Consider the following 22,773-nt stretch of genomic DNA (forward strand, 5'->3'; position numbering starts at 1 on the left):
TTCGAAGTCAAGAGCGCATCATGAAGTCACAGGACCCGCAACACTTCGAAGAGTTGTGTACAAGTATTGAAGATCCAGGTGAGAGGGCATACGGATCGACGATCAGCGAAGACGCTGGCTGATCACCTTGGAGACGCCGTCACCCTGCATGGAGACGCCGTAAAGGGCGTCCGCGACCTCCATCGTCCGCTTCTGATGCGTGATCACGATCAGCTGGGAACTCTCCTGCAGCTCCTGCATGATGCGGATGAGCCGCTGGAGGTTGGTGTCGTCGAGCGCCGCCTCGACCTCGTCCATGACGTAGAACGGGCTGGGCCGGGCCTTGAAGATCGACACCAGCATCGCCACGGCGGTCAGCGAGCGCTCACCGCCGGACAGCAGCGACAGCCGCTTGACCTTCTTGCCCGGCGGCCGGGCCTCCACGTCCACGCCCGTGGTGAGCATGTTGTCGGGGTCGGTCAGAATGAGCCGGCCCTCACCGCCGGGGAAGAGCCGCGAGAAGACGCCCTCGAACTCGCGTGCAGTGTCCCGGTACGCCTCCGTGAACACCTGCTCGACGCGTTCGTCGACCTCCTTGACGACCTGCAGCAGGTCGGCGCGGGTCTTCTTCAGGTCTTCCAGCTGCTCGGACAGGAACTTATGGCGTTCCTCCAGCGCCGCGAACTCCTCCAGGGCGAGCGGATTCACCTTTCCGAGCTGCTGGTACGCCCGTTCGGCGGACTTGAGCCGCTTCTCCTGCTCGGCGCGGGTGAACGGCCGCGGCTGGTTGCGCGGATGCTCGGGGTCCTCCGGAAGCTCCTCGCCCTCGGCGGGCGGCGACGGCGGTACGAGCTGATCGGGGCCGTACTCGGAGACGAGGCCCGCGGGCTCGACGCCCAGCTCCTCCAGGGCCCTGGTCTCCAGCTGCTCGATGCGCAGACGCTTCTCCGCGCCGAGGACCTCGCCGCGGTGGACGGAGTCGGTGAGCTTGTCGAGCTCGCTCTTGAGGTCCCGGCCCTCGGCGCGGGCGGCGGTCAGCTCCCGCTCGCGCTCGGCCTTCGCCGCCTCGGCGGCGGCACGTTCCTGCTCGGCCCGTACGACGGACACCTCGACATGCGCGAGGAGCTGACGGGCGCCATGGGCCACCGCCTGGGCCACGGTGGCCTCGTGGCGGAGCCGGGCGCGGCGCTGTTCGGCGCGCGCCCGTGCCTCGCGCTCGGCGCGTGCGCCGCGGTCCAGCGCGTCGGCGCGCCCCGCGAGCCCCTTCACGCGTTCCTCGTGGGTACGGACCTGGAGCCGCGCCTCCATCTCGGTCTGCCGGGCGTTGGCCCCGTCGGCCGCGAGCCGGTCCCGTACGGAGGCGTCCGGCTCCTCCTCGACGGGAGTCTCCTCGGCGACGACCAGCCGCTCCGCCAGTTCCTCCGCCTCGTACAATGCCTTCTCCAGCGCCTCTTCGGCGCGCTCGGCCGCCGCGGCCGTACGTTCGGCCTCCCCGGCCGCCCCACGCGCCTGTCCCGCCAGCCGGCCCAGCTGCTGGGCGAAGCCGGCCTTCTCCTTCTCGGCGGCCCGCCGTCGCTCGCCCAGTTCCTCGACGAGCGCTGCGGACGCCGTGCGCCGCACGGTGGTCTCGCGCTGCTGCACGGCGAGTTCCTCGCACCGTACGGCCAGCTCCTCCAGCTCGGCGGCGGCCTCGTCGACCGACGCCTGCACCTCCAGCAGGCTGGGCGCCCCCGCGGACCCGCCGTGCGCGAAGTGCGCGCCGAGCACATCGCCTTCGGCGGTGACGGCGATCAGCCCCGGCCGCGTCCGGACCAGGTCCTCGGCGTCCTCCAGGGTGCCGACGACCACCATCTCCCGTACGAGGCGCTCCACCGCGGGCATCAGCTCCCTGGGCCCCCGCACCAGCTCGGCGACCCGCGGCGGCTCTCCGGGTGCCGCGCCGGAGGCGACGCCCCGGTCCTGGAGCGGCACCGACGGGACGCGGTCCCGCACTTCCGCAGGGCTTCCGGCCCCGCCGTCGAGCGCCGCCCGAGCCGGACCTGACGCCGCGCCACCGGCCGGTGCCGGGCCGGGCACGGGCTCACGCGCCGAGGCGGGCAGTGCGCCGCCCGGCACCGCCCCGCCACCGGTATCCGGTGCGGCGCCGGTTCCGTAGGAGGCGGCCTGCTTCGGGACGGACATCAGCAGGGACGCCCGGCCCGCGTCCTGCTTGCGCAGCAGACGGATGGCTTCGGCGGCCGTCGCGGGGTCGGTGACGGCGATCGCGTCCGCCGCCGCGCCGAGGGCCGCGGCGACCGGGATCTCGTAGCCAGGGGTCACCGTCAGAAGCTCGGCGGCCGGGCCGAGCAGGCCGGACAGCCTGTCCCGGGCGGAGAGCAGGGCGCCGGTGCCGTCCTTGCGGCGCAGGCCCTGGGCGAGGGCGTCGTGGCGGGCGGCGACGGCGGCGCGCTTGCGCTCCGCCGCCGTGGCCGCTTCCCGTGCGGCGGACAAAGCGGACTCCGCCTCGGCCAGTTCGCGCCTGGCGGCGTCGTGCTGTCCGGCGAGCGACGAGTCGTCCGCGTCCAGCCCGTCGACCTCGGCCTTGAGCTGCTCGTACTCCTCCTGGGCCGCTGTCGCCCGCTCCTGCGCCTCGTCCCGGGCGGCCGCGAGCCGGCCGATCTCCGCCTGGGCGGAGGCGGCACGCGAACGGGCCGCGTTGACCTGACCGTTCAGCCGGGCCAGCCCTTCACGCCGGTCGGCGATCGCGCGTGCGACGTCCTTCAGCCGGCGCTCCTCGACCGCCAGCTCGCGCTCCAGTTCGGCCCGATGGGCGACGGTGTCGTCCAGCGCGCGTTCGGCCGCGTCCAGCGCTGCCTCCAGCTCCGCCTCCTGCTCGCGGATGCGGGCGGCCTCGCGCTCCATGTCCTCGGGGTCGCGGCCGCGTCGTTCCTCCGTGGGCGCCGCCGTGGCGCTCTTGACCCGGGCGTCGGCCAGCGAGACCGTGCCCCGGACCCGCTCGGCCAGTTGCGACAGCTCGTACCAGGTCTGCTGGGCCCGCTGCAGCCGTGGCGCCAGCCGGCGTACCTCGTCCTCCAGATCCGCCTCACGCGCCTGCGCCGCCTTGAGATCGGCTTCCGCGGCCTCTTTGCGTTCCTTCAGCGCGGCCTCGTCGGCGACCTCGGTCCTGAGCGCCTCCCGCATCCGTACGAGGTCGTCGGCGAGCAGCCGCAGCCGCGCGTCGCGCAGATCCGCCTGGATGACGGCGGCCCGACGCGCCACGGCGGCCTGCCGCCCCAGCGGCTTGAGCTGGCGCCGCAGTTCGTCCGTCAGGTCCTGGACGCGGGCGAGGTTCGCCTGCATCGCGTCCAGTTTCCGCAGCGCCTTCTCTTTCCGCTTGCGGTGCTTGAGAACGCCCGCGGCCTCCTCGATGAACGCCCGGCGTCCCATCGGGTCGGCGTGCAGCACGGAGTCGAGCTGTCCCTGACCGACGATGACGTGCATCTCGCGCCCGATACCCGAGTCGGAGAGCAGTTCCTGAATGTCCAGCAGCCGGCAGGTGTCCCCGTTGATCTGGTATTCGCTGCCGCCGTTGCGGAACATGATCCGCGTAATCGTGACCTCGGCGTATTCGATCGGCAGCGCCCCGTCGGAGTTGTCGATCGTCAGCGACACCTCGGCGCGGCCGAGCGGCGGCCGCCCGGTCGTCCCGGCGAAGATGACGTCCTCCATCTTCCCGCCGCGCAGGGACTTCGCCCCTTGTTCACCCATGACCCAGGACAGCGCGTCCACGACATTGGACTTGCCGGAACCGTTCGGCCCCACGACACAGGTGATGCCGGGCTCGAAGCGCAGCGTCGTCGCGGAGGCGAATGATTTGAACCCGCGCAGGGTCATGGCCTTGAGGTGCACGCCGCTGGACTTTACCTCCCGTCGCCCGGAGATCACCGGAGATGTCGGTTCCCGGCTACCGCCCCGGCCGTTGTCCCGGCTGCCTTGTGCGTTTCACCCATGAGGGCGCAGGGCACATCAGACGGTAAGCGGCGCACTACAACGAGGGAAACAAAGAAAGAAGGGACGCCGAAGCGTCCCTTGCATACATACCTGCCTTGCGAGAGAGTTTCTCACCGGACCCCGACGGGGACTGGGATCAGGTGAGCGCGGGCTCGCCCTTGGGTACGTCGATGTCGATGCCTTCGAGCAACGACTCGCCATGGTGCTGTGCGGCGGCGCTGAGCGCGTCGTTCTCGGACTGGATCCGTACGAGCTCGGATTCCAGGTCCTGGACGCGTTGCTGAAGCCGTCGCATCTCGGCGAGGAGTCGCGGGTCGGAACCGCCGACATAACCGAGAAGCGCCTTTGCCATGATGGATGGTCCTCCACACTGAGTGACCGACCGATGCGGTGTGGGTCGTGAGGGATTCGCACCCGCGGTGCTCGGCAGCGCTTGTGTTTACTGCGGTTCGTACTGCCAAACAGCTGAGGTGCGCGGGGCTTCCAGCGTCTCACCAAAAAGTTTGACGGTCAACACGATCACACCCCGTATCGACGGGCGAGCCGCGGGCTCACGACCGTGACACACACGGCTGCGGCTCTCCTGCGGGCCCCGGGGGCGTGGAGATCATCCTTACTGCGGCAGCCTGGCACGGCAGGACCGTAATTGGCAACCACCAGCGCGTTTCTTGCGAACACGTGTGCTGGGGGCAGTCATCTGAACACATGGTGTGGCCGTATCGCAGGCATCCGCTCAGCGGATCGCGAACCCGTCGTAGCCGCCGCGCGGATCGCCCCAGATTTCCGTGACACCGTCGACGGCGCCGGGCGTGTCGGAGGACCTGAGCCACTCCAGGAGACGGTGGCAATTCTCACGTGGACCTTCGGCCACGATCTGCACCCTGCCGTCGTCCAGATTGAGCGCGAAGCCGTGGAGGCCGCCGATCTCCATGGCGTTTGCCCTGGTGAACCAGCGGAAGCCCACTCGCTGTACTCGGCCGCGTACCCATGCGGTGAGCCGTGCGTGTTCGTTCATGCGCGCAAGCTACACGTGAGCCCATCGGTCGATCGCCCTCGCCTCACTTCCCTCAGCCCCGTATTCGCGTACAGTCCCGACGAAATGGACTCCACTCATTCGGGTCAGTCCAGACATTGTCGACTTGCAGTCAGGACGAGGAAGGGCGAGCTGGATGGGACGCCATCGCCGGAAGAACCGGGCCGCGGTGCCTGTACGTACCGGGCTCCTCGGGGTCTCCGCAGCCATGGCGGTGGGCGCCGTGGCCGTGGCCGCCGGTCTGCTGCCGGGCAGCGACGTGTTCACCGGGGCAAGTGAGAAGACCAGCGCCCAGCAGGTGCGCGAGGCGCGCTCCGGTGACCTGAACGCCCTGGGCGGCGCCTCCGTCACCCCGTCCGAGCGTCCCTCCGCGTCGGTGAGCCGTGGCGCCGAGGGGGCGGCGAAGTCGTCAAAGGGCCTGTCCTCCACGTCGAGCAAGCCGTCGCCGTCCGCGTCCGCGACGCCGGCGAAGAAGAAGCCCGCGCCCAAGGCGCCCGAGGCGAAGCGGCCGGCGGCTCCTGAGGCGAAGGCCCCGGCGAAGCGGACCGCCGCCCCGGAGCGCAGGTTCAAGCCCCTCCCGACGAAGCCGCCCCGTACCCAGGCCCCTGTCGGCTCCGGCGAGTCCGCGGCCGAGGCTGAGGTGCTGGCGCTGGTCAACCAGGAGCGCGCGAAGGTCGGCTGCAGCCCGGTGCGCCCGAAGGCGTCGCTGGCCTCCCTCGCGGACAGGTTCAGCTCGGACATGGCGGCGCGCGGCTTCTTCGACCACACCGACCCGGACGGGGACACCCCGTGGGACCGGGCCTCGCAGGCCGGTGTCGGCGGGCTCGGCGGCGAGAACATCGCCCGCGGCCAGGCCGACGCCCGGACCGTCATGAACTCCTGGATGAACAGCGACGGCCACCGCGCGAACATTCTCAACTGCGAGTACCGGACGCTGGGCGTGGGTGTCTCCTTCGCCGAGGGCGGCCCGTGGTGGACGCAGGACTTCGGCTACTGAGACATCCGCGGGTCGGCGACCTGTCAGCTTTCCTGGGCCGCCTCGGAGCCGTCATCGGCTACCGAGGCGGCCCGGATTGCATCCAGGCGGCTCGCGTACGCGTCTTCGCGGAGTTAGGCGGTCTGCGGATGTCGGGAACGCGCCACCGGCTCCGTCCCAGGGACATCAGCGGCCACCACCGGCCGCACGAGGGAGAAGGAGAAGCCGGCGTGGCGATTCAGCGGATGGACAACGTCGGCATCGTCGTCGAGGACTTGGATGCCGCCATCGCGTTCTTCGTGGAACTCGGCATGGAGCTGGAGGGCAGGGCGGAGGTCGAGGGCCTCGTCGCCGACCGGTGCACCGGACTCGACGGCGTCCGCTGCGACATCGCGATGGTCCGGACCCCGGACGGTCACAGCCGGCTCGAGCTGGCGAAGTACCGCAGCCCCGCCGTGATCAGCGCAGGGCCGCGCAACCGGCCGCACAACATTCTGGGCACGCACCGCGTCATGTTCGCCGTCGACGACATCGAGGACACCGTTGCCCGCCTGCGCCCTCACGGCGCCGAACTCGTCGGCGAGATCGCCCGGTTCGAGGACAGTCATCTGCTCTGCTACGTCCGCGGACCGGAGGGCATCATCGTCGGACTGGCCGAGCAACTGCGCTGAGAAGGAAGAACCGCACCATGCGGCCGAACGTGATCATCGAGGTCCCGAACCGGCCGTCGAAGAGTGCTCGGCGACGGCCGACGCTGCCGACCACCGACAGCTGAGTCGCGGGTCGCAGCGTTGATCGATGGCACGGCCGGCAGTCGTGCGTCCCGGGCGCTGCCGGGTTCAGTCGTTGCAGCCTGGGCCGTCGCTCGGGTCGACGCAGGTGTTGATCCCGGTTCCGCCGTTGTTGGTGTTCGTGCCCGGTCCGCCGTCCAGGGCGTCATCGCCGGCGTCCCCGAAGAGCTGGTCGTTACCCGCCTTGCCGAAGAGCTGGTCGTTGTCCCTTCCGCCGCGGATACGGTCGTTGCCGCTTCCGCCGTAGAGGGTGTCGTTGCCCAGGAAGCCGGAGAGCCTGTCGTTGCCCGAGTCGCCTGAGAGCTCGTCGTTGCCCGTCTCACCGCGGAGTTCGTCGTTGCCCGATTCGCCGTGGAGGTTGTCGTTGCCCCAGCCGCCGAAGAGCTGGTCGTCGCCCGAGCCACCGGCGAGCCGATCGTTGTCCCGGTCGCCGTTGAGGGTGTCGTTGCCCGGGCCGCCGCAGATGAGGTCGTTGCCACCGAGCGCGTAGACCGTGTCACTGCCTCCGAGCGCGAAGATCACGTCGTTGCCGGGGGTGCCGATGATGACGTCGTTCTCCTCGGTGCCCACTCTGGTGGGTCTGGCGTCCTCGCACATCGAGTCGCTCGAGTGGGACGAGGTGGTCGAGTGGCGCGAGGTGCTCGACTGGATCGAGGTGGTCGATTCGACGGCTCGGCTCAGTGTTCCGGGTGCGGCGGCCACGGTGGAGGTGGAGAGGAAGAACGGCCCTCCGACGACGAGCACGATGAGTGCGGACACCGACCGGGCACTGGCACGGCACCGGCCGGAGCGCCCGGTCGGAGCCGTCGTCGACCGGTCGTCGTCAAAAGGGCGGAGCTGGGACATGGCTCTGCTGTCTCCCCGGTGAGATGCTCAGCTGTCCTTCACAGAAAGTCACACTTCCGCCCGGCTCGCTGTGCCGCCCGAGGGGGCCACCATCGCCCGCGAGCCGTCTACGCAGGTCACGGCCGATGAGCCGTGCCCCATCAGCACTCCTTCGGCCGTCACCCGCACGGAACGATCACAGCGAACAGGCGGGTCCGGCGCATACCAGCACACAGCGCTCTCCCTCGGTGAGCGCTGTGCGGGCGTAGGGTGTCGCGCATGGACGACGCCATCGCCTTCGACGTGTTCGACCGGCAGTGTCCGTCGCGCGGCACGCTGGAGCACGTGACCGGGCGGTGGGGCAGCCTGACGCTGGGCGCGCTGTACGAGAGCGGCTCCCGCTTCAACGAGCTGCGGCGGCGCGTCGACGGGGTGAGCGAGAAGATGCTCTCGCAGACGCTCCACGCCCTGGAGCGGGACGGTCTCGTGCACCGCGAGGCGCAGCACACCAACCCGCCGCGGGTCGACTACGAACTGACGCCGCTCGGGCGCGAGGTCGCCGGGCGGCTGCTCGGCCTGATCCACCTGGTGGAGGGCCGCATGCCGGAGGTACTGGCGGCGCGCGAGCGCTACGACGGGACGCGCGGCAGCGAGCGGACGGGGCGCGGCGGGCGCTGACAGCGCGGGCAGAAGTAGCTCGACCGGTTCATCCAGGGGCGTCGGCGCATCGGTGTGCCACAGCGGCGGCAGGGCTCGTCCTCGCGCCCGTAGGCGTCCAGCGACCGGTCGAAGTAGCCCGATTCACCGTTCACATTGACGTAGAGGCTGTCGAAGCTGGTGCCGCCGACGGCGAGGGCGGCGTTCATCACGTCCCGTGCATGGCCGAGGAGTTCGGCGGACCTGGGGCGGGTGAGGCTCCCGGTGGGCCGGTCGTAGTGCAGCTTGGCGCGCCACAGGGCCTCGTCGGCGTAGATGTTGCCGACCCCGCTGATCAGGGACTGGTCGAGCAGAGCGCGCTTGACCGTCGTACGCCGCAGCCGCAGCGCCGTGTGGAAGGCGGCGTCGTCGAACTCGGGGTCGAGCGGGTCCCGGGCGATGTGGGCGATCGCGTCCGGCAGGCCCTCGGGGGTGGTGTCGTGGAGCGAGAGTCCGCCGAAGGTGCGCTGGTCGACGAAGCGGAGCTCGGTGCCGAGGCCGTCCTCGAACCGGATCCGGATCCGGAGGTGCTTCTCGTCGACGGCGGCCTCGGGCTGGACGAGCAGCTGCCCGCTCATGCCGAGATGCCCGAGGACAGCGGCCCCGCTGTCCTCCAGCGGCAGCCACAGGTACTTCCCGCGTCGCCTCGCCACCCCGATGCGATGCCCCTCGAGCCGTGCGGCGAAGTCCTCGCCGCCACCGAGGTGCCTGCGCACGGCGCGCGGATGCAGGACCTCCACGCTCCCCACGGTCCGGCCGGCGACCCATTGCTCAAGCCCCCGTCGCACGACTTCCACCTCGGGCAACTCGGGCACGGACCCCTCCGGAGCTCTCTCGCTACAACGCTCGCAGCGTACCTCTCGCCCTCCCGGGCCCGGGCCACGGGGCCGCTCCCTCCTGCCCGGGGGCAGACGCCCGGGAAAGGGAAAACCTCCTGCCGCGCATACGCGCGACAGGAGGTCGGAAGCGGTGCCTCAGGCCGTGGCCCGGGGTGAAGGGGTGTCGGCGGCCCCTTCGTCTTCTGCGGACTGAGCGGCTTCCGCGGCCTTCGCCGCCTCAGCGCGCTCGTCCGCCGCCGCGCGCTCGTCCGCCGCGGCGCGGATCGCGCGCCACGCGGACTCCGCCGCCTGCTGTTCCGCTTCCTTCTTGCTGCGGCCGGTGCCGGTGCCGTACGAGACACCACCGACGCGGGCAGCAGCAGTGAAGGTCTTCTCGTGGTCCGGACCGGTCTCGGAGACCAGGTACTCCGGGACGCCGAGCCCCTCGGCCGCCGTGAGTTCCTGGAGGCTGGTCTTCCAGTCCAGGCCGGCCCCGAGGTTCGAGGACTTCTCGATCAGTGGGTCGAAGAGCCGGTGGACCAGCTCGGACGCCACGTCGAGGCCTTGGTCGAGATAGACCGCGCCGATCACCGCTTCCAGGGTGTCGGCGAGGATGGACGCCTTGTCCCGGCCGCCCGTGCCCTCTTCGCCCCGGCCGAGCCGGATGAAGGAGCCCAGGTCGAGGCCGCGGCCGACCTCCGCCAGCGCACGCGAATTGACCACCGCGGCCCGCAGCTTGGCCAGCTGGCCCTCGGGCAGGTCGGGGTGGGTTCGGTACAGCGTGTCCGTGACCACCAGTCCGAGCACCGAGTCCCCGAGGAACTCGAGCCGCTCATTGGTGGGCAGGCCGCCGTTCTCGTACGCGTACGAACGGTGGGTCAGCGCACGCACCAGAAGGGCGGACTCGAGCTGATACCCGAGCCGCCCTTCCAGAAGCGTGTGGGACGAGGCAGAACTGATGCTGTCGGACATCGTGCCTCTCACCAGCCGCTCAGACCTCGAGGACCTGGCGCTTGTTGTAGGTGCCGCAGCTCGGGCACGCGATGTGCTGCTGCTTCGGCTCCTGGCAACGCTCACACGAAACCAGGGTGGGGACCGCAGCCTTCCACTGCGACCGGCGGTGGCGCGTGTTGCTGCGCGACATCTTCCGCTTCGGAACAGCCACGGCTACTTCTCCTGCTTCTCGTCGACGCCCGCTTCGGCGCCGCTCATCTCGTCCTTCTCACCGGTTCCGAGTGAATCGGTGAGTCCCTGCAGTGCCGCCCAACGGATGTCGACGGCGTCATGGTGGTGCTCCGGGTCGTCGTTCAGGTTGGTTCCGCATTGGGAACACAGCCCTGCACAGTCCTCCCGGCACACCGGCTGCATCGGCAGTGCGAGCACCACCGCATCACGCAGCACAGGCTCGAGGTCGAACAAGCCGTCCTCGAGGAAGAGCCTGTCCTCGTCGTCCTCGGCGTCGTCGACGGGCTCCGCTTTGGGGCGGCCCCGTTCGTCGGCGTCGGGGTACGAGAACATCTCCTGGAAGTCCGCCGCGACCTCTTGGCGCAGCGGCTCCAGACACCTTACGCACTCCCCCTCGGCCACGGCACGGGCGGTGCCTGTGACAAGCACCCCTTCCATGACGGACTCGAGGCGGAGCTCAAGCTCCACGGGCGCACCCTCCGGCACGCCGATGACCCCCTCGATGCCGAGGATCGCCGGCGCACCGGGCGCCTGGACCGAGCGGGAGAGCCGCTGGAGCGCACCGGGCCGCCGGCCCAGCTCGTGTGTGTCGAACACGAGAGGGTTGCGGTGGTCGAGGCGGGCGTTCAGGGCTTCTCCTGCTTTCGGATCGTGTGGGGGGCCGCGGTTTCGGCGCAGCATCGGCTGCACGCACGCGCGACCGAAGAGCCAGGATACTGGACCGTTCGCTCCAGGCCCAATCCGGTCCGTACCGGATCAGCGACCCTGCTCGTAGCGCCGCAGCTGCTCCAGGTCGATCATGCTCGTGTCGAAGAAGCTGGTCTCGTCCAGCGCGGCGGCCTGGGGCTGGGCCTGGGGCTGCTGGTACGCGTAGGGGTCCTGGTGCTGGGGCTGAGCCTGCTGCTGGTACGCGTACGCCTGGTCGTAGCCCTGCTGCTGTCCCCCATACCCTCCGGCGTAGGGGTCCTGCTGGTACGCGTACATGTCCTGGTGCTGAGGCTGGTGCTGGTGCTGGGCCTGCTGCTGGTACGCGTACTGATCCGCCTGCGCGGGGATCTGCACCGCCTGCTGGACCTGCGGCTGGGGATCCGCCAGTTCCGCAAGCCCGGCCAGGTAGTCCGCGTCGCTCGTGTGCCGCATGCCCCCGGCGGCGTCCTGGGCGGCGACGTGCGCGCCGAGATCGTCGGTGGCGATACGGCCGTGCAGCTTCTGCCTGCCGCGGCCGACGGCCTCGAGCGTCTTGGAGAGCACCGCCTCGAAGGCACCGAGCTTGGCGTCCACGTAGTCGTCGGCGCGCTGGATCAGCGTCTGCGGGTCCGCGCTGTACTCCGGGGCGTCCTCGTCGGCGTACCCCTGCTCGTCCAGCCCGGGCCCGCGGCCGAGCAGCTTCTCGCGGCCGCGGTCGACCGAGCCGATGGTCTTGTTGAGGACGACCTCGAAGTTGGCGAGCTTGGAGTCGACGTAGTCGTCGGCCTCGGCGCGGATCTCCTCGGCGTCCCGGCGGGCCTCGGCGAGGATGCGGTCGGCCTCGTCCTGGGACTGCCGGGCGATCTGGGTGTCGGAGATCAGCGAGCCACGCTCCGAATGGGCGGCCTCGATGATCCGCTGGGCCTCCTGGCGGGCGTGCTCGACCATCTGGTCCCGGCCGCCGATCAGCTCCTGCGCCTGGGCGAGCGAGCCGGGCAGTGCCTGGCGCACCTCTTCGAGCATCGCGAGCAACTCGGCGCGGTTGACCACGCAGGAGGCCGACATGGGCATGGACCGGGCGTTCCCGACCGCCTCGACGATCTCGTCGAGCTTCTTCTGCACGTCCACCGTGTGCTCGCCACTCTCTACAGTCACTTCGGCCACTACGGCCGATATGGAGACGGACGGAACGACTGTACGGGCAGTCGGCGCCCGGCCGACACCGGGTGACGGCCCGTCAGGATCCCGCTTCCGGCGTCGGTTCCGGCCTCACTTCTTCGGGAGCCGCTCGGTCAGCGCCGCGAGGACGACCGGGGGCACCAGGTGCGAGACGTCCCCGCCCCAGGCCGCGACCTCCTTGACCAGCGAGGACGACAGGAAGCTGTAGGTCGGGCTGGTCGGCACGAACAGCGTCTCGACGCCCGAGAGGCCGTTGTTCATCTGGGCCATCTGCAGCTCGTAGTCGAAGTCGCTGACGGCGCGGAGGCCCTTGACGATGGCGGGGATGTCCCGCTCCTTGCAGTAGTCGACGAGCAGGCCGTGGTAGGCCTCGACCTCGACGTTGCCGTATTCGGCGGTCACCTCGCGGATCAGCTCGATCCGCTCTTCGACGGTGAACAGTCCCTGCTTGGACTGGTTGATCATCACCACGACGTGCACGACGTCGTACAGCTTGGAGGCGCGGGCGATGATGTCGAGATGTCCATTGGTGATGGGGTCGAACGACCCCGGACAGACGGCGCGGCGCAACTGAATTCCCTCGCTCTCCGGTCCGGTCATGGTGCGTCTTCGCACGTAGAGGCGGCGCGACCGTACCAAAGCGTTCCCTCGCCGTAGCGACGGGCCCGCAGTGGCTCGATTCCCTCGGGCCAGGCGAACTCACCGCCCCTGGTGCTGCGCTCCACGGTGACGAGCGCATCCTCCGCGAGCCACCCTCCCGAGCGGAGTGTGAGGAGAATCTCGCGAAGATCGTCGTCCGTGACGGCGTACGGAGGGTCGAGGAACACCACGTCGTACGGTGCCGTCGGCGGGGGTCCCTGGACGATCTGCTCGGCCCGGCCCGTGCGGACCTCGGCACCGGGCAGGGCGAGCGTCCGCACGTTCTCCCGGACCGTACGGGCGGCGCGACCGTCGGCCTCGACGAGCAGCGCGTGGGACGCGCCGCGTGACAGCGCCTCCAGGCCGACCGCGCCGGAGCCCGCGTAGAGATCGGCGACACGGATGCCCTGCAGGGTGCCGAGCATGGACTCCCAGGTGGAGAACAGGCCCTCGCGTGCCCGGTCGGAGGTGGGGCGGGTGCCGTTGCCCGGCGGCACGGCCAGGCGGCGTCCGCCGGCCGCGCCGGCGATCACGCGGGTCATCTGAGTCCTTCACGAAGACGTTCGTCCGGTCCGGTTCGATCCGGACCGGTCACCTCCACGATATGGGCTGTCGGCGGCGGGGGCGCAGGCCCCGGCCGGGTACCGGGCCTCGGCCCGGGCCCGCCCCCGGCGTCAGCCCTTGTCGAGGTACTGCTCGCGGTCCTTGTCCAGCAGCGCGTCCAGCGCCGTGCGCAGCTCCGGCAGATGCTCCAGCTCCGGGTCGGCGGTGACGACGGACACCGCCTCCTCGCGGGCCGCGGCGATGACCTCCTCGTCCTCGATGACCGCGAGGACCCGGAGCGAGGAACGCACTCCGGACTGGGCCTGGCCCAGCACATCGCCCTCACGGCGCTGTTCGAGGTCGATACGGGAGAGCTCGAAGCCGTCCAGCGTGGCGGCGACCGCACCGAGCCGGGCGCGGGCCGGGCTCGCCTCCGGCATCTCCGTGACGAGCAGGCACAGTCCGGGGGCGGAGCCCCGGCCGACGCGGCCGCGCAGCTGGTGCAGCTGCGATACGCCGAAGCGGTCGGCGTCCATGATCACCATCGCGGTCGCGTTCGGCACGTTCACCCCGACCTCGATGACGGTGGTGGCGACCAGCACGTCCACCTCGCCCGCGGCGAAGCGGCGCATGACGTCGTCCTTGTCGTCGGGGGCCATGCGGCCGTGCAGCACCTCCACCCGCAGCCCCTTCAGGGGGCCCGCCGTCAGCTGCCCCGCCACGTCCAGCACGGCCAGCGGCGGCCGCTTCTCGGCCTCGTCCTCCGCCGACTTCTTCCGCTGCTCGTCCTGGTCGTCGCCGATCCGCGGGCACACCGCATACGCCTGGTGCCCGCCCTCCACCTCCTCGCGCACCCGCTCCCACGCCCGCGCCAGGAAGTGCGGCTTGTCCGCGGCCGGGACCACATGCGTGGCGATCGGGGAGCGCCCGGCGGGCAGTTGGTCCAGCACGGAGGTCTCCAGATCGCCGAAGACCGTCATCGCGACCGTACGGGGAATGGGCGTGGCGGTCATGACCAGCAGATGGGGCGGCTGCTTGCCCTTGCCGCGCAACGCGTCGCGCTGCTCCACGCCGAAGCGGTGCTGTTCGTCGACCACGACCAGCCCCAGATCGTGGAACTGCACCTTGTCCTCGATCAGGGCGTGCGTGCCGATGACGATCCCGGCCTCGCCGGTGACCAGGTCGAGCAGCGCCTGACGGCGGGCGGCGGCGCCCATCGAGCCGGTGAGGAGCACGACCTTGGTCGCCCGCTCGGCGCCGCCGAGCATGCCGCCCTCGGCGAGATCGCCCATCATCTCGGTGATCGACCGGTGGTGCTGCTGGGCGAGGACCTCGGTCGGCGCGAGCATCGCCGCCTGGCCGCCCGCGTCCACCACGGCGAGCATGGCCCGCAGGGCGACCATGGTCTTGCCACTGCCGACCTCGCCCTGGAGCAGCCGGTGCATCGGATGCTCCGTGGCCAGGTCGCCGAAGATCTCCGCGGACACCTTCTGCTGGCCCTCGGTGAGGGTGAAGGGCAGCCGTGCGTCGAAGGCGTCGAGCAGCCCGTCGGGGACCGGTCTGCGGGCGACCGCGGGGAGTTGTGCGTCCGCGTGGCGCCGCCGGGCGAGGGCGACTTGGAGGACGAAGGCCTCGTCCCACTTCAGTCGCTGCCTGGCGTCCTCGATGTCGGCCTTGGTCTGCGGCCTGTGGATCTTGAGCAGGGCCTCGGGGAGGGGGACGAAGCCACGGCCTTCACGCAGCGCGGGCGGCAGCGGGTCGAGGGCCTCCCCGGCCTGCGGGAGGACCGCGTCGACGGCCTTGGCGATCTTCCAGGACTCCAGGCCCTTGCAGGCCGGATAGATCGGGATGAGCCGGCCGGCGAAGGCACTGACCACGCCGTCGCCGCTGTCGGCGTCCAGCCGCTCGTACGTGGGATGGGCCAGCTGCAGCTTGCGGTTGAACACGGAGACCTTGCCGGCGAACATCGCGCGGCTGCCGGGGAGCAGGTCCTTGTGCGGTTTGTGGATGCCACGGCCGAAGAACACCAGCTGCAGCCGTCCGCTGCCGTCGGTGATGGTGATCTCCAGCCGCTGACCGCGTCCGCCGTTGAACTTGAGCACGCGCGCGTCCGCGACCTGCGCGACGACGGTCACGTCCTCGTCGAGCGGCAGCTCGTCGAGCCTGGTCAGCTGGCCGCGCTCCTCGTACCGGCGCGGATAGTGGTGGAGCAGGTCTCCGACGGTGTGCAGGTCGAGGTGCTCGGCCATGACCTTCGCGGTCGCGGGGCCGAGAGTCGTCTTCAGCGGTTCGTCCAACACGCGGTCCATTGCACACCACCGCACCGACAACCGTCGCGCACCGCCGGATATCCCCTGGTCACGTCGGTGCCGTGCCCCCTAGGATGGCGCGGTCTCCCCCGCCTTCCAAAGCCGCGATCACCGTCGACCGGGATCGCCCTACCCGCGCCGCCGCTCGTCCCCCCACCCGGCGCAGCGACGATGACTTCTGAGACCACACCACAGTCCACCGTGCCCACTCCGCACACCTTCCAGGTCGATCTGCGCGGCCTGGTGGATCTCCTCTCCCACCATCTCTACTCCAGTCCCAAGGTCTATCTGCGCGAGCTGCTGCAGAACGCCGTGGACGCGATCACCGCACGCCGGGCCGAGCAGCCGGACGCGCCCGCCCGGGTGCGGCTGTACGCCGAGGACGGCCGGCTGCGGGTCGAGGACAGCGGCATCGGGCTGACCGAACAGGACGTGCACAGCCTGCTCGCCACCATCGGACGCAGTTCCAAGCGGGACGGCGGGCTGGAGTCCGCGCGGGCCGAGTTCCTCGGCCAGTTCGGCATCGGCCTGCTCGCCTGTTTCGTCGTCGCCGCGGAGATCCGGGTCGTCAGCCGGTCCGCGCGGACGCCGGACGCGCCGCCCGTGGAGTGGGCGGCGCGCGACGACGGCTCGTACACCGTGCGCACGCTCCCGGACGATGCCCGCAGCGAGCCCGGCACGACCGTGTACCTCACGGCCCGCCCCGGCAGTGGTGACTGGCTCGCGCAGGACCGGGTCCGGGCGCTGGCCCGGGACTTCGGCTCGCTGCTCCCGTACGACGTGCGCGTGGGCGAGGAGCCGGTCACCGATCTGCCGGCGCCCTGGGACCGCCGCCATCCGAGTCCGGCGGCGCGCCGGGTGGCCCTCGCGGGCCACTGCCACGAGCTGTTCGGCTTCACCCCGCTCGACTCGATCGAGCTGGACCTGCCGCTCGTGGGCGTCCGCGGTGTCGCGTACGTGCTGCCCTCCGCGGTGAGTCCGGCGCAGCGCGCGGGCCACCGTGTGCACCTCAAGGGCATGCTGCTGACCGACCGGGCCGACGAACTCCTGCCCGACTGGGCCTTCTTCGTACGCTGTGTCCTGGACACCGACAGCCTGCGGCCGACCGCGTCGCGCGAGTCGCTGTACGCGGACGAGACGCTCGCGGGCGTACGGGACGCTCTCGGCGCCCGTGTGCGCGACTGGCTGACGGGGCTCGCGGCGGGCGATCCCCAGCGGCTCGCGCAGTTCCTCTCCGTCCACCACCTGGGCGTGAAGTCGCTGGCCCGGCACGACGACGGCATGTTCCGCACGATGCTTCCATGGCTGCCGTTCGAGACGACCGACGGCCGGCTGTCCCTGGAGGAGTTCGCCCAGCGGCATCCGGTGGTGCACTTCACCCGCAGCGTCGAGGAGTACCGGCAGGTCGCGCCGATCGCGTCCGCGCAGGGCATCGGCGTGATCAACGGCGGCTACACCTATGACTCCGAACTGGTCGAGCGGCTTCCCTCGGTCCGCCCCGGAACCGTGGTCGCCGAACTCGACGCCGACACCGTCACCGCCCACCTCGACGCGGTCGACCCGGCCGACGAACTGGCCCTCGCGGGCTTTCTGTCAGTGGCGCGTGCCACGCTGGATCCCCTCGGCTGCGATGTGTCCCTGCGTTCGTTCCACCCCGTGACCGTGCCCGCACTGCACCTCGACGACCGGGCGGCCCGCCATGAGCAGGCCCGCGCGGACGCGGAGGAGCAGGCGGACGACCTGTGGGCGGGCATTCTCGGCTCGCTGCGCGGCAGCGCGCCGCGGGCCCGCCTCGTCCTCAACCACCTCAACCCGCTGATCCGCAGGATCAGCGCCCTCGACCCGCAGCTCACGGGCACGGCCGTCGAGTCGCTCTACGGGCAGGCCCTGCTGATGGCGCAGCGCCCGCTGCGTCCCGCCGACTCGGCCCTGCTCAACCGTGCGTTCATCGGCCTGCTCGAATGGGCCACCCACGACCAGGAGGAGGACCGTTGACCCTCACGTTCCAGGCCCTGCGCGAGGCGATGCGGGACAACTTCGCCCAGCCCGAGGGCCCCGCCCGCAACGCACGCGCGGAGCGGTTGCTCGCCGAGGCCGAGCAGCTCGGTGAGCCGCTGGCCGTCATCGAGGCCCTCGGGCACCAGCTGCAGGTCTACAACTACAGCTCCGAGAAGGCCAAGATGTTCGTCCCGTTCGCGCGGTTGCTGCGGATGTGGGACGAACAGCCCGGGGATTTCGACGACTTCGAGACCCACTCCCTGCACTGGGTGTTCAAGTGGGTGTCGAGCGGCATGCTCGACCAGCCGCACATCCCGCTCGCCTCGATCGAGAAGTGGCTCGGCGAGATGGAGCACCGCTACCGGCTGGCCGGTCACTCCGAACGGGCCGTGCGGCAGGGTGAGTTCCGGGTCGCCCGGCATCTGGGCGACCGGGAGCGGGCGCAGCGCGCGTACGCCGCGTGGCTCGCCGCCGACCGGGACCGGATGAGCGACTGCCACGCCTGCGAGCTGCACGGGCAGGGCTCCTGGCAGGCCGAGCTCGACGACGACGCCCGCGCGCTGGAGATCTGGCAGCCGGTCCTCGCGGGCGAGCACACCTGTGCCCATGAGCCGCACGCCGTACTGGCGTCCTCGCTGCTGCCGCTGGTCAGGCTCGGCCGGACCGACGACGCGCGCGCCAACCACCTGCGCGGGTACCGCATGGTGCGCCCCATGGAGAGCATGCGGGGCTCGGTGTCGCTCCACGTCGAGTTCTGCACGCTGACCGGCAACGAGGCGCGGGCGCTGGAGATCCTCGCCGACCGTCCCGCCTACTTCACGGACGACGGCGACCCCGACTCGCTCATGGACCATCTCGCCGTCACCGCGCTGCTGATGGACCGGCTCGTGGCGCTCGGGCACGGCGACCAGGGCGTGCCGGGGCCCGCGGGGACGTCCTGGACGGCCGGCGCCCTCGCGGAGCACGCGCGGGCGCAGGCCCTCGCGATCGCCGGACGCTTCGACGAGCGCAACGGCACGGTGTCGGTGAGCACGCTCGTACGGGAGCGGATGGCGCGGCGGCCGTTGCTGGAGCGACTTCCGCTGGGCGTACGGGCGGTTCGGCTGACCGCCGCCGAACCGTCGTCGGCGGCGCCCGCGTCCGCGCCGGTGTCCACGGTGCGGCCCGCCCCGGCCGGTACCGAGGAGCTGCTGGCTGAGGCGCGGCGGCTGACCGGACAGCGGCATCCGGACGCCGGGGCCGCATGGGCGGCGCTCGCCGAGGCGGCGGACGCCACGGAGCTCGACGACCGGTCGCTCGCCGAGATCGACGACCACCGCGCGATGTCCCGCAGCACCGAGCCGGCGGAGTCCGCGCGACTGTTCCGCTCCGCCGCGGAGCGGTACGAGGCCCTCGGCGACCCAGGGGAAGCGGCGGCCGCGCTGGCCCGCGCCGCGTACGCGATCGCGCGCGACGGCCGTACCGACGAGGCCCTCGCCGCCGTCGAGGAACCTTGCGCGCGGGTGCTGGCGCTGCACGCCGAAGGCGCCACCGGCGCCGGTCAGGCCGCGGGGGCGCTGCTCAACCGGGTACGGATCCATCTGGCGCGGCTCCATGACGCAGACGCCACAGGTGCCGATGCCGGCGCTGGTGCCGACGCCGACGCCGACGCCGACGAGCGGGCCGAGGCGCTGGAAGGGGCGGTGGCCGAACTGCTGGCCTTCGCCGGGCCGCATCACGAGGACCCGCGGGTGGCCGACCGGGTCGCGGAGGCGGAGAGCGTCCTCGGTGATCTCGCGGCGCACCGCGGGGACGCCGAGGCCGCCGCCGAGCGGTACGAGGCCTCGGCCGCGCTCTACCACCGGGCCGGGCTGCCCTGGTACGCGGTCGAGCCGGAGGCCCGTCTCGTGCCGGTGGCCCGCCACCTCGGCGATCTGGAGACGGCGGAGCGCGCGGCCCGTGCGGCCCTGGAGCACGGTTCCTCGTACGTGGACACGCTCGGGCACACCCGGTTGCACCTCCAGCTGGCCGAAGTCCTGGGCGAGAGCGGCCGGTTCGAGGAGGCCGCCGGGCATGCGCTGGAGGCCGCGCACTGGGCCGACGAGGCCGGCGAGAGCGCGGGCTTCGGCACGTACGCCCGGCACCAGCTGGGCGGCTGGCTGCTGCGCGCCGGGCGGACGGAGGAGGCGGCGGCCATTCTGGAAGCCGTCCTTCCGGATCTGACCGTCGACGACCACGGCGAAGGGATGGTCGTCCAGACCCTGTGGTGGCTCGGTGACGCGCTCACAGTGCTCGGGCAGTCGCGCGAGGCCGCCGAGCACTGGCTGAAGGCGGCCGACATCGCCCGGGGCTGGCCCGAGCAGCGGGACCACGCGATGCTCGCGAACCTCGCGGGCCAGGCGCTGTACCGCGCGGGGCTGAACGAGGAGGCCGACCGCGTGTACGAGCGCGCCGGCACGCTCTGGCGCGAGCTGGGCGACGTCCACGCGGTGGTGCGCGCGCTGCGGGTGCGTGCGTGGATCGCGGTCCGCGAGGGGCAGGCGGGGCCTCAGGCGGCGCGGGCGTTCATGTCCGCGGCGGAGAAGGAGTGCGAGCAGGCGCTCGCGCAGGCCGACGATCCGGCGTCCGGAGCGCGCCTGCGCGCGGAGCTCGCGGACACCCACCGGCAGACCGGCGAACTGATCGCCGGCCAGGGCGAGGGTTCGGAGACGTACGCGGAGGCCCTGCCGTACGTCGAGCAGGCGATCGCCTGCTTCGAGGAGGCGGGCGAGGACTTCGCGGATCTACGGACGGGGGCGCAGCTGATGGCCGCCTGGCTGGAGGCGGACCTCGGCGCGACGGAGTCGGCGACGGCACGGGCGCGGGCGGTCCTGGCCGCCTACGCGACCGCGTCGGACGAGACGGCGGAGTCCCGCCGCGCGGAGGCGGAGCAGCTGCTGGAGTACGTCTCCGGCTAGGTCGTGTCAGACACGACCTGGGTCGTCCCTGACTCCGGGACCGGGCCGGATCATCGGCCCGGTCCACCGGGACGGGTCCCGAAGGCGAGCGGCCCGTTGCACGGTGCCCGCGTCACTCCACGCCGATGAGCAGCGGCGCGCCGCCGCCGTGGTAGATCACCGTGTCCACCGCCAGGTATCCCGACCGCACATGCGCCTCCAGGCGGTCCGCCAGCCCCTCCGCCGCCCCGTCCGGGAGCACGAGGGTGACCAGTTCGCCGCCGGCCGAGAGCATGCGGTCCAGAACCGTTTCCGCCGTGGTCGCCAGGTCCGCGCCGATGACCGCCACATCGCCCTCGATCAGTCCCAGGACGTCCCCGGCCTGGCACACGCCCGCCGAGGTGAAGGACTGCCGCTCGGCGACGGCCAGTTCGCCGTAGCGTGTCGCGCCCGCCGCCGAGGTCATGGCGACGACGTCCTCGTCGAAACGGCGGTCCGGTTCGTGGACGGCGAGCGCCGCGATGCCCTGGACCGCCGAGCGGGTGGGGATGAGCGCGACGCGGACACCCTCGTCCCTGGCCTGTTCCGCGGCCGCGGCCGCGGTGTGCCGCAGGTCGAAGTCGTTGGGCAGGAGCACGACCTCACGGGCGTGCGCCCGCCGGATCGCCTCGACGAGTTCACCGCTGGCCGGCGGCTCCCCGGGCCGTGCGAGCACCGTCGTCGCACCTGCCTCCGCGCACAGGCCCGCGAGTCCCTCCCCCGGCACCACCGCGACGACGGCCCGCTGGACGCGTTCCCTCGGCTCCGTGTGCTCGGCCGCGGCGAAGTGCGTGATCCGGATCCGGTACGGCCGGCCCGCCTCGACGCCCGCCTCGACCGCAGCGCCCGCGTCGTCGACGTGCACATGGACGTTCCACAGTCCGTCACCGCCGACCACGACGAGTGAGTCGCCCAGCCCGTCGAGCCGGGACCTGAGGCGCGTCACGGCGGCGTCGTCCGCCTCCAGGAGGTAGATCACCTCGAAGGCGGGGCCTCCGTCGGCGCACGGCTCGGTGGCCGCGGACACGACCGGATGGACCCGTGCGGAGCCCCGTGGGGAGGGCCGCGAGGAGGGCCGTGCGGCCGGCGCGTCCCCCGTCACCGCCTCGACCAACGCGCCCAGCACCGCCAGCAGCCCCTGGCCCCCCGCGTCCACGACACCGGCCCTGCCGAGCACGTCGAGCTGGCCGGGAGTCTCTTCCAGCGCCCGGCAGGCACGTGCGTACGCGGCCGTCACCGCGGTGGCGTCGTCCCCGGCGCCGGCGGCGTGCGCGGCTTCCGCCGCCGCCGACGCCACGCTCAGGATGGTGCCCTCCACGGGATGCGCGACCGCCTCGCGCGCGGACTCCGCGGCCCGCCGCAGCGCTTCGGCCGCCCCGCCGTCCCGCTCGCCGAGCACCTCGGCCATGCCCCGCAGCAGCTGCGCCAGGATCGTGCCCGAGTTGCCGCGGGCCCCGATCAGCGCCCCGTGCGCCATGGCCCGCACCGCGTCCGCGAGCCCCGGGGCGCCGGAGCCGGTCTCGTAGGCCGCGAACACCGCCTCCACGGCCCGCGCCGCGGACTCGACGGTCAGGTACAGGTTGGTGCCGGTGTCACCGTCCGCGACCGGATAGACATTGATCGCGTCGATCTCCTCGCGCTCCCTGCCCAGCGCCTCCAGAGCGAGTGAGCACCAGGTGCGGACCGCCAGGGCATCGAGGGGCTGCGGCAACTAGGTCCTCCTTCGGGGGTCCCTCCACGTCCCCAGGGCGCGCAGAGGGGAGGCTGGGCTGCACCGCAGGGTAGCCCCGAGAGGGGCCGGGAGCCGGGGCGGGGGCGGAGGAAGCCATGGTAGTTTCGTTCTACGGGTGCAGCCGTTGTATGCTGCTCCGGTTGCCCGATGAAAATCGGGCCATTCCCCCGGCAGGCCACTTCAGATCACTGATTCCGGCACGCCGGAATTCACCGTAAGTGCATCTGAAGTCTTTGGAGTGACCCGTGGCTGCCAACTGCGACGTCTGCGGCAAGGGGCCGGGCTTCGGCAACAACATTTCGCACTCGCACCGCCGTACGTCTCGTCGCTGGAACCCGAACATCCAGCGCGTGCGTGCCGTGGTCGGTCGGACGCCGAAGCGGCTCAACGTCTGCACCTCGTGCATCAAGGCCGGCAAGGTCTCGCGCTAACGCCGACG

General features: G+C 71.6%; 20 protein-coding genes. 7 read left to right on the plus strand and 13 right to left on the minus strand.

What is annotated here, in order from left to right; genetic code table 11:
- Positions 1-102: 102 nt before the first annotated feature.
- The 3 genes from ACIQMR_RS17075 to ACIQMR_RS17085 all read right to left on the minus strand — a co-directional run bounded on the left by ACIQMR_RS17075 (position 103) and on the right by ACIQMR_RS17085 (position 4,984).
- A complete protein-coding gene (locus tag ACIQMR_RS17075; protein WP_401387226.1) occupies positions 103-3,867 on the minus strand; it encodes an AAA family ATPase in 3,765 nt (1,254 codons plus the stop codon).
- Between the two features lie 238 nt (positions 3,868-4,105).
- Entirely contained in the window at positions 4,106-4,321 is a 216-nt protein-coding gene (locus ACIQMR_RS17080) for a hypothetical protein (protein ID WP_266383794.1), read from the minus strand.
- Between the two features lie 381 nt (positions 4,322-4,702).
- Positions 4,703-4,984, minus strand: coding sequence for an acylphosphatase (locus ACIQMR_RS17085; RefSeq protein ID WP_266383791.1), 282 nt, complete (start codon positions 4,982-4,984; stop codon positions 4,703-4,705).
- A 187-nt stretch (positions 4,985-5,171) separates the two neighbouring features.
- On the opposite strand from ACIQMR_RS17085, the gene ACIQMR_RS17090 reads away from it, so the two are divergent.
- Together ACIQMR_RS17090 and ACIQMR_RS17095 are read left to right on the plus strand one after the other, a co-directional pair.
- Positions 5,172-5,999 (plus strand): CAP domain-containing protein, encoded by an 828-nt coding sequence (locus ACIQMR_RS17090; RefSeq protein ID WP_401387229.1) that lies wholly within the window; start codon positions 5,172-5,174, stop codon positions 5,997-5,999.
- A 209-nt stretch (positions 6,000-6,208) separates the two neighbouring features.
- Positions 6,209-6,649, plus strand: a complete 441-nt coding sequence (locus ACIQMR_RS17095; protein WP_401387232.1) for a VOC family protein — start codon at positions 6,209-6,211, stop codon at positions 6,647-6,649.
- 168 nt (positions 6,650-6,817) lie between these two features.
- On the opposite strand, the gene ACIQMR_RS17100 is transcribed toward ACIQMR_RS17095, so the two are convergent.
- Positions 6,818-7,339 (minus strand): calcium-binding protein, encoded by a 522-nt coding sequence (locus tag ACIQMR_RS17100; protein ID WP_401387235.1) that lies wholly within the window; start codon positions 7,337-7,339, stop codon positions 6,818-6,820.
- Here ACIQMR_RS17100 and ACIQMR_RS17105 point away from each other — a divergent pair.
- Positions 7,332-7,637 carry a hypothetical protein gene (locus ACIQMR_RS17105; protein WP_401387238.1) on the plus strand — a complete coding sequence of 102 codons (306 nt, stop codon included), beginning with the start codon at positions 7,332-7,334 and terminating at the stop codon, positions 7,635-7,637. The genes ACIQMR_RS17100 and ACIQMR_RS17105 overlap by 8 nt on opposite strands.
- 236 nt (positions 7,638-7,873) lie before the next feature.
- Positions 7,874-8,272 carry a winged helix-turn-helix transcriptional regulator gene (locus ACIQMR_RS17110; RefSeq protein WP_401387241.1) on the plus strand — a complete coding sequence of 133 codons (399 nt, stop codon included), beginning with the start codon at positions 7,874-7,876 and terminating at the stop codon, positions 8,270-8,272.
- Here ACIQMR_RS17110 and mutM read toward each other — a convergent pair.
- From mutM to recG, 8 genes are all read right to left on the minus strand, one after another.
- Positions 8,224-9,105 carry a bifunctional DNA-formamidopyrimidine glycosylase/DNA-(apurinic or apyrimidinic site) lyase gene (gene mutM / locus ACIQMR_RS17115; protein WP_401387243.1) on the minus strand — a complete coding sequence of 294 codons (882 nt, stop codon included), beginning with the start codon at positions 9,103-9,105 and terminating at the stop codon, positions 8,224-8,226. The genes ACIQMR_RS17110 and mutM overlap by 49 nt on opposite strands.
- Positions 9,106-9,264: 159 nt before the next feature.
- Positions 9,265-10,080, minus strand: coding sequence for a ribonuclease III (gene rnc, locus ACIQMR_RS17120; protein ID WP_401387246.1), 816 nt, complete (start codon positions 10,078-10,080; stop codon positions 9,265-9,267).
- 19 nt (positions 10,081-10,099) lie between these two features.
- Complete coding sequence (gene rpmF / locus ACIQMR_RS17125) at positions 10,100-10,273, minus strand: 50S ribosomal protein L32 (protein ID WP_026165248.1); 174 nt, start codon at positions 10,271-10,273, stop codon at positions 10,100-10,102.
- Positions 10,274-10,275: 2 nt separating this feature from the next.
- A complete protein-coding gene (locus ACIQMR_RS17130; protein ID WP_401387251.1) occupies positions 10,276-10,974 on the minus strand; it encodes a YceD family protein in 699 nt (232 codons plus the stop codon).
- A gap of 75 nt (positions 10,975-11,049) precedes the next feature.
- Entirely contained in the window at positions 11,050-12,108 is a 1,059-nt protein-coding gene (locus tag ACIQMR_RS17135) for a cell division initiation protein (RefSeq protein ID WP_401387877.1), read from the minus strand.
- Positions 12,109-12,249: 141 nt separating this feature from the next.
- Complete coding sequence (coaD, locus tag ACIQMR_RS17140) at positions 12,250-12,759, minus strand: pantetheine-phosphate adenylyltransferase (RefSeq protein WP_401387254.1); 510 nt, start codon at positions 12,757-12,759, stop codon at positions 12,250-12,252.
- A complete protein-coding gene (gene rsmD / locus ACIQMR_RS17145) occupies positions 12,756-13,340 on the minus strand; it encodes a 16S rRNA (guanine(966)-N(2))-methyltransferase RsmD (protein WP_328726277.1) in 585 nt (194 codons plus the stop codon). Before rsmD ends, coaD begins: the two co-directional genes overlap by 4 nt.
- Positions 13,341-13,472: 132 nt before the next feature.
- Positions 13,473-15,650: an ATP-dependent DNA helicase RecG gene (gene recG, locus ACIQMR_RS17150; RefSeq protein WP_401387258.1), complete on the minus strand. Its 2,178-nt coding sequence runs from the start codon at positions 15,648-15,650 to the stop codon at positions 13,473-13,475.
- A 171-nt stretch (positions 15,651-15,821) separates the two neighbouring features.
- Between recG and ACIQMR_RS17155 the strand changes: the two genes are divergently transcribed.
- Both ACIQMR_RS17155 and ACIQMR_RS17160 read left to right on the plus strand, forming a co-directional pair.
- On the plus strand, positions 15,822-17,645 hold the full coding sequence (locus tag ACIQMR_RS17155; RefSeq protein ID WP_401387261.1) for an HSP90 family protein: 1,824 nt from the start codon (positions 15,822-15,824) through the stop codon (positions 17,643-17,645).
- Positions 17,612-20,584, plus strand: a complete 2,973-nt coding sequence (locus tag ACIQMR_RS17160; protein ID WP_401387264.1) for a tetratricopeptide repeat protein — start codon at positions 17,612-17,614, stop codon at positions 20,582-20,584. The genes ACIQMR_RS17155 and ACIQMR_RS17160 overlap by 34 nt, the downstream gene beginning before the upstream one ends.
- A gap of 112 nt (positions 20,585-20,696) precedes the next feature.
- Here ACIQMR_RS17160 and ACIQMR_RS17165 read toward each other — a convergent pair whose 3' ends face one another.
- Complete coding sequence (locus ACIQMR_RS17165; RefSeq protein WP_401387267.1) at positions 20,697-22,313, minus strand: DAK2 domain-containing protein; 1,617 nt, start codon at positions 22,311-22,313, stop codon at positions 20,697-20,699.
- Positions 22,314-22,579: 266 nt separating this feature from the next.
- Between ACIQMR_RS17165 and rpmB the strand changes: the two genes are divergently transcribed.
- Complete coding sequence (gene rpmB, locus ACIQMR_RS17170; RefSeq protein ID WP_003957616.1) at positions 22,580-22,765, plus strand: 50S ribosomal protein L28; 186 nt, start codon at positions 22,580-22,582, stop codon at positions 22,763-22,765.
- Positions 22,766-22,773: the final 8 nt, after the last annotated feature.

The organism is Streptomyces sp. NPDC091376, from assembly GCF_044757085.1.
GTDB lineage: Bacteria > Actinomycetota > Actinomycetes > Streptomycetales > Streptomycetaceae > Streptomyces > Streptomyces pratisoli.

Coding starts and splice junctions, on each gene's coding strand:
- ACIQMR_RS17155 (WP_401387261.1), top strand. CDS start 15,822: ATGACTTCTGAGACCACACCACAGTCCACCGTGCCCACTCCGCACACC.
- ACIQMR_RS17130 (WP_401387251.1), bottom strand. CDS start 10,974: ATGCTGCGCCGAAACCGCGGCCCCCCACACGATCCGAAAGCAGGAGAA.
- ACIQMR_RS17085 (WP_266383791.1), bottom strand. CDS start 4,984: ATGAACGAACACGCACGGCTCACCGCATGGGTACGCGGCCGAGTACAG.
- ACIQMR_RS17160 (WP_401387264.1), top strand. CDS start 17,612: ATGGGCCACCCACGACCAGGAGGAGGACCGTTGACCCTCACGTTCCAG.
- recG (WP_401387258.1), bottom strand. CDS start 15,650: ATGGACCGCGTGTTGGACGAACCGCTGAAGACGACTCTCGGCCCCGCG.
- ACIQMR_RS17080 (WP_266383794.1), bottom strand. CDS start 4,321: ATGGCAAAGGCGCTTCTCGGTTATGTCGGCGGTTCCGACCCGCGACTC.
- coaD (WP_401387254.1), bottom strand. CDS start 12,759: ATGACCGGACCGGAGAGCGAGGGAATTCAGTTGCGCCGCGCCGTCTGT.
- rnc (WP_401387246.1), bottom strand. CDS start 10,080: ATGTCCGACAGCATCAGTTCTGCCTCGTCCCACACGCTTCTGGAAGGG.
- rsmD (WP_328726277.1), bottom strand. CDS start 13,340: ATGACCCGCGTGATCGCCGGCGCGGCCGGCGGACGCCGCCTGGCCGTG.
- ACIQMR_RS17110 (WP_401387241.1), top strand. CDS start 7,874: ATGGACGACGCCATCGCCTTCGACGTGTTCGACCGGCAGTGTCCGTCG.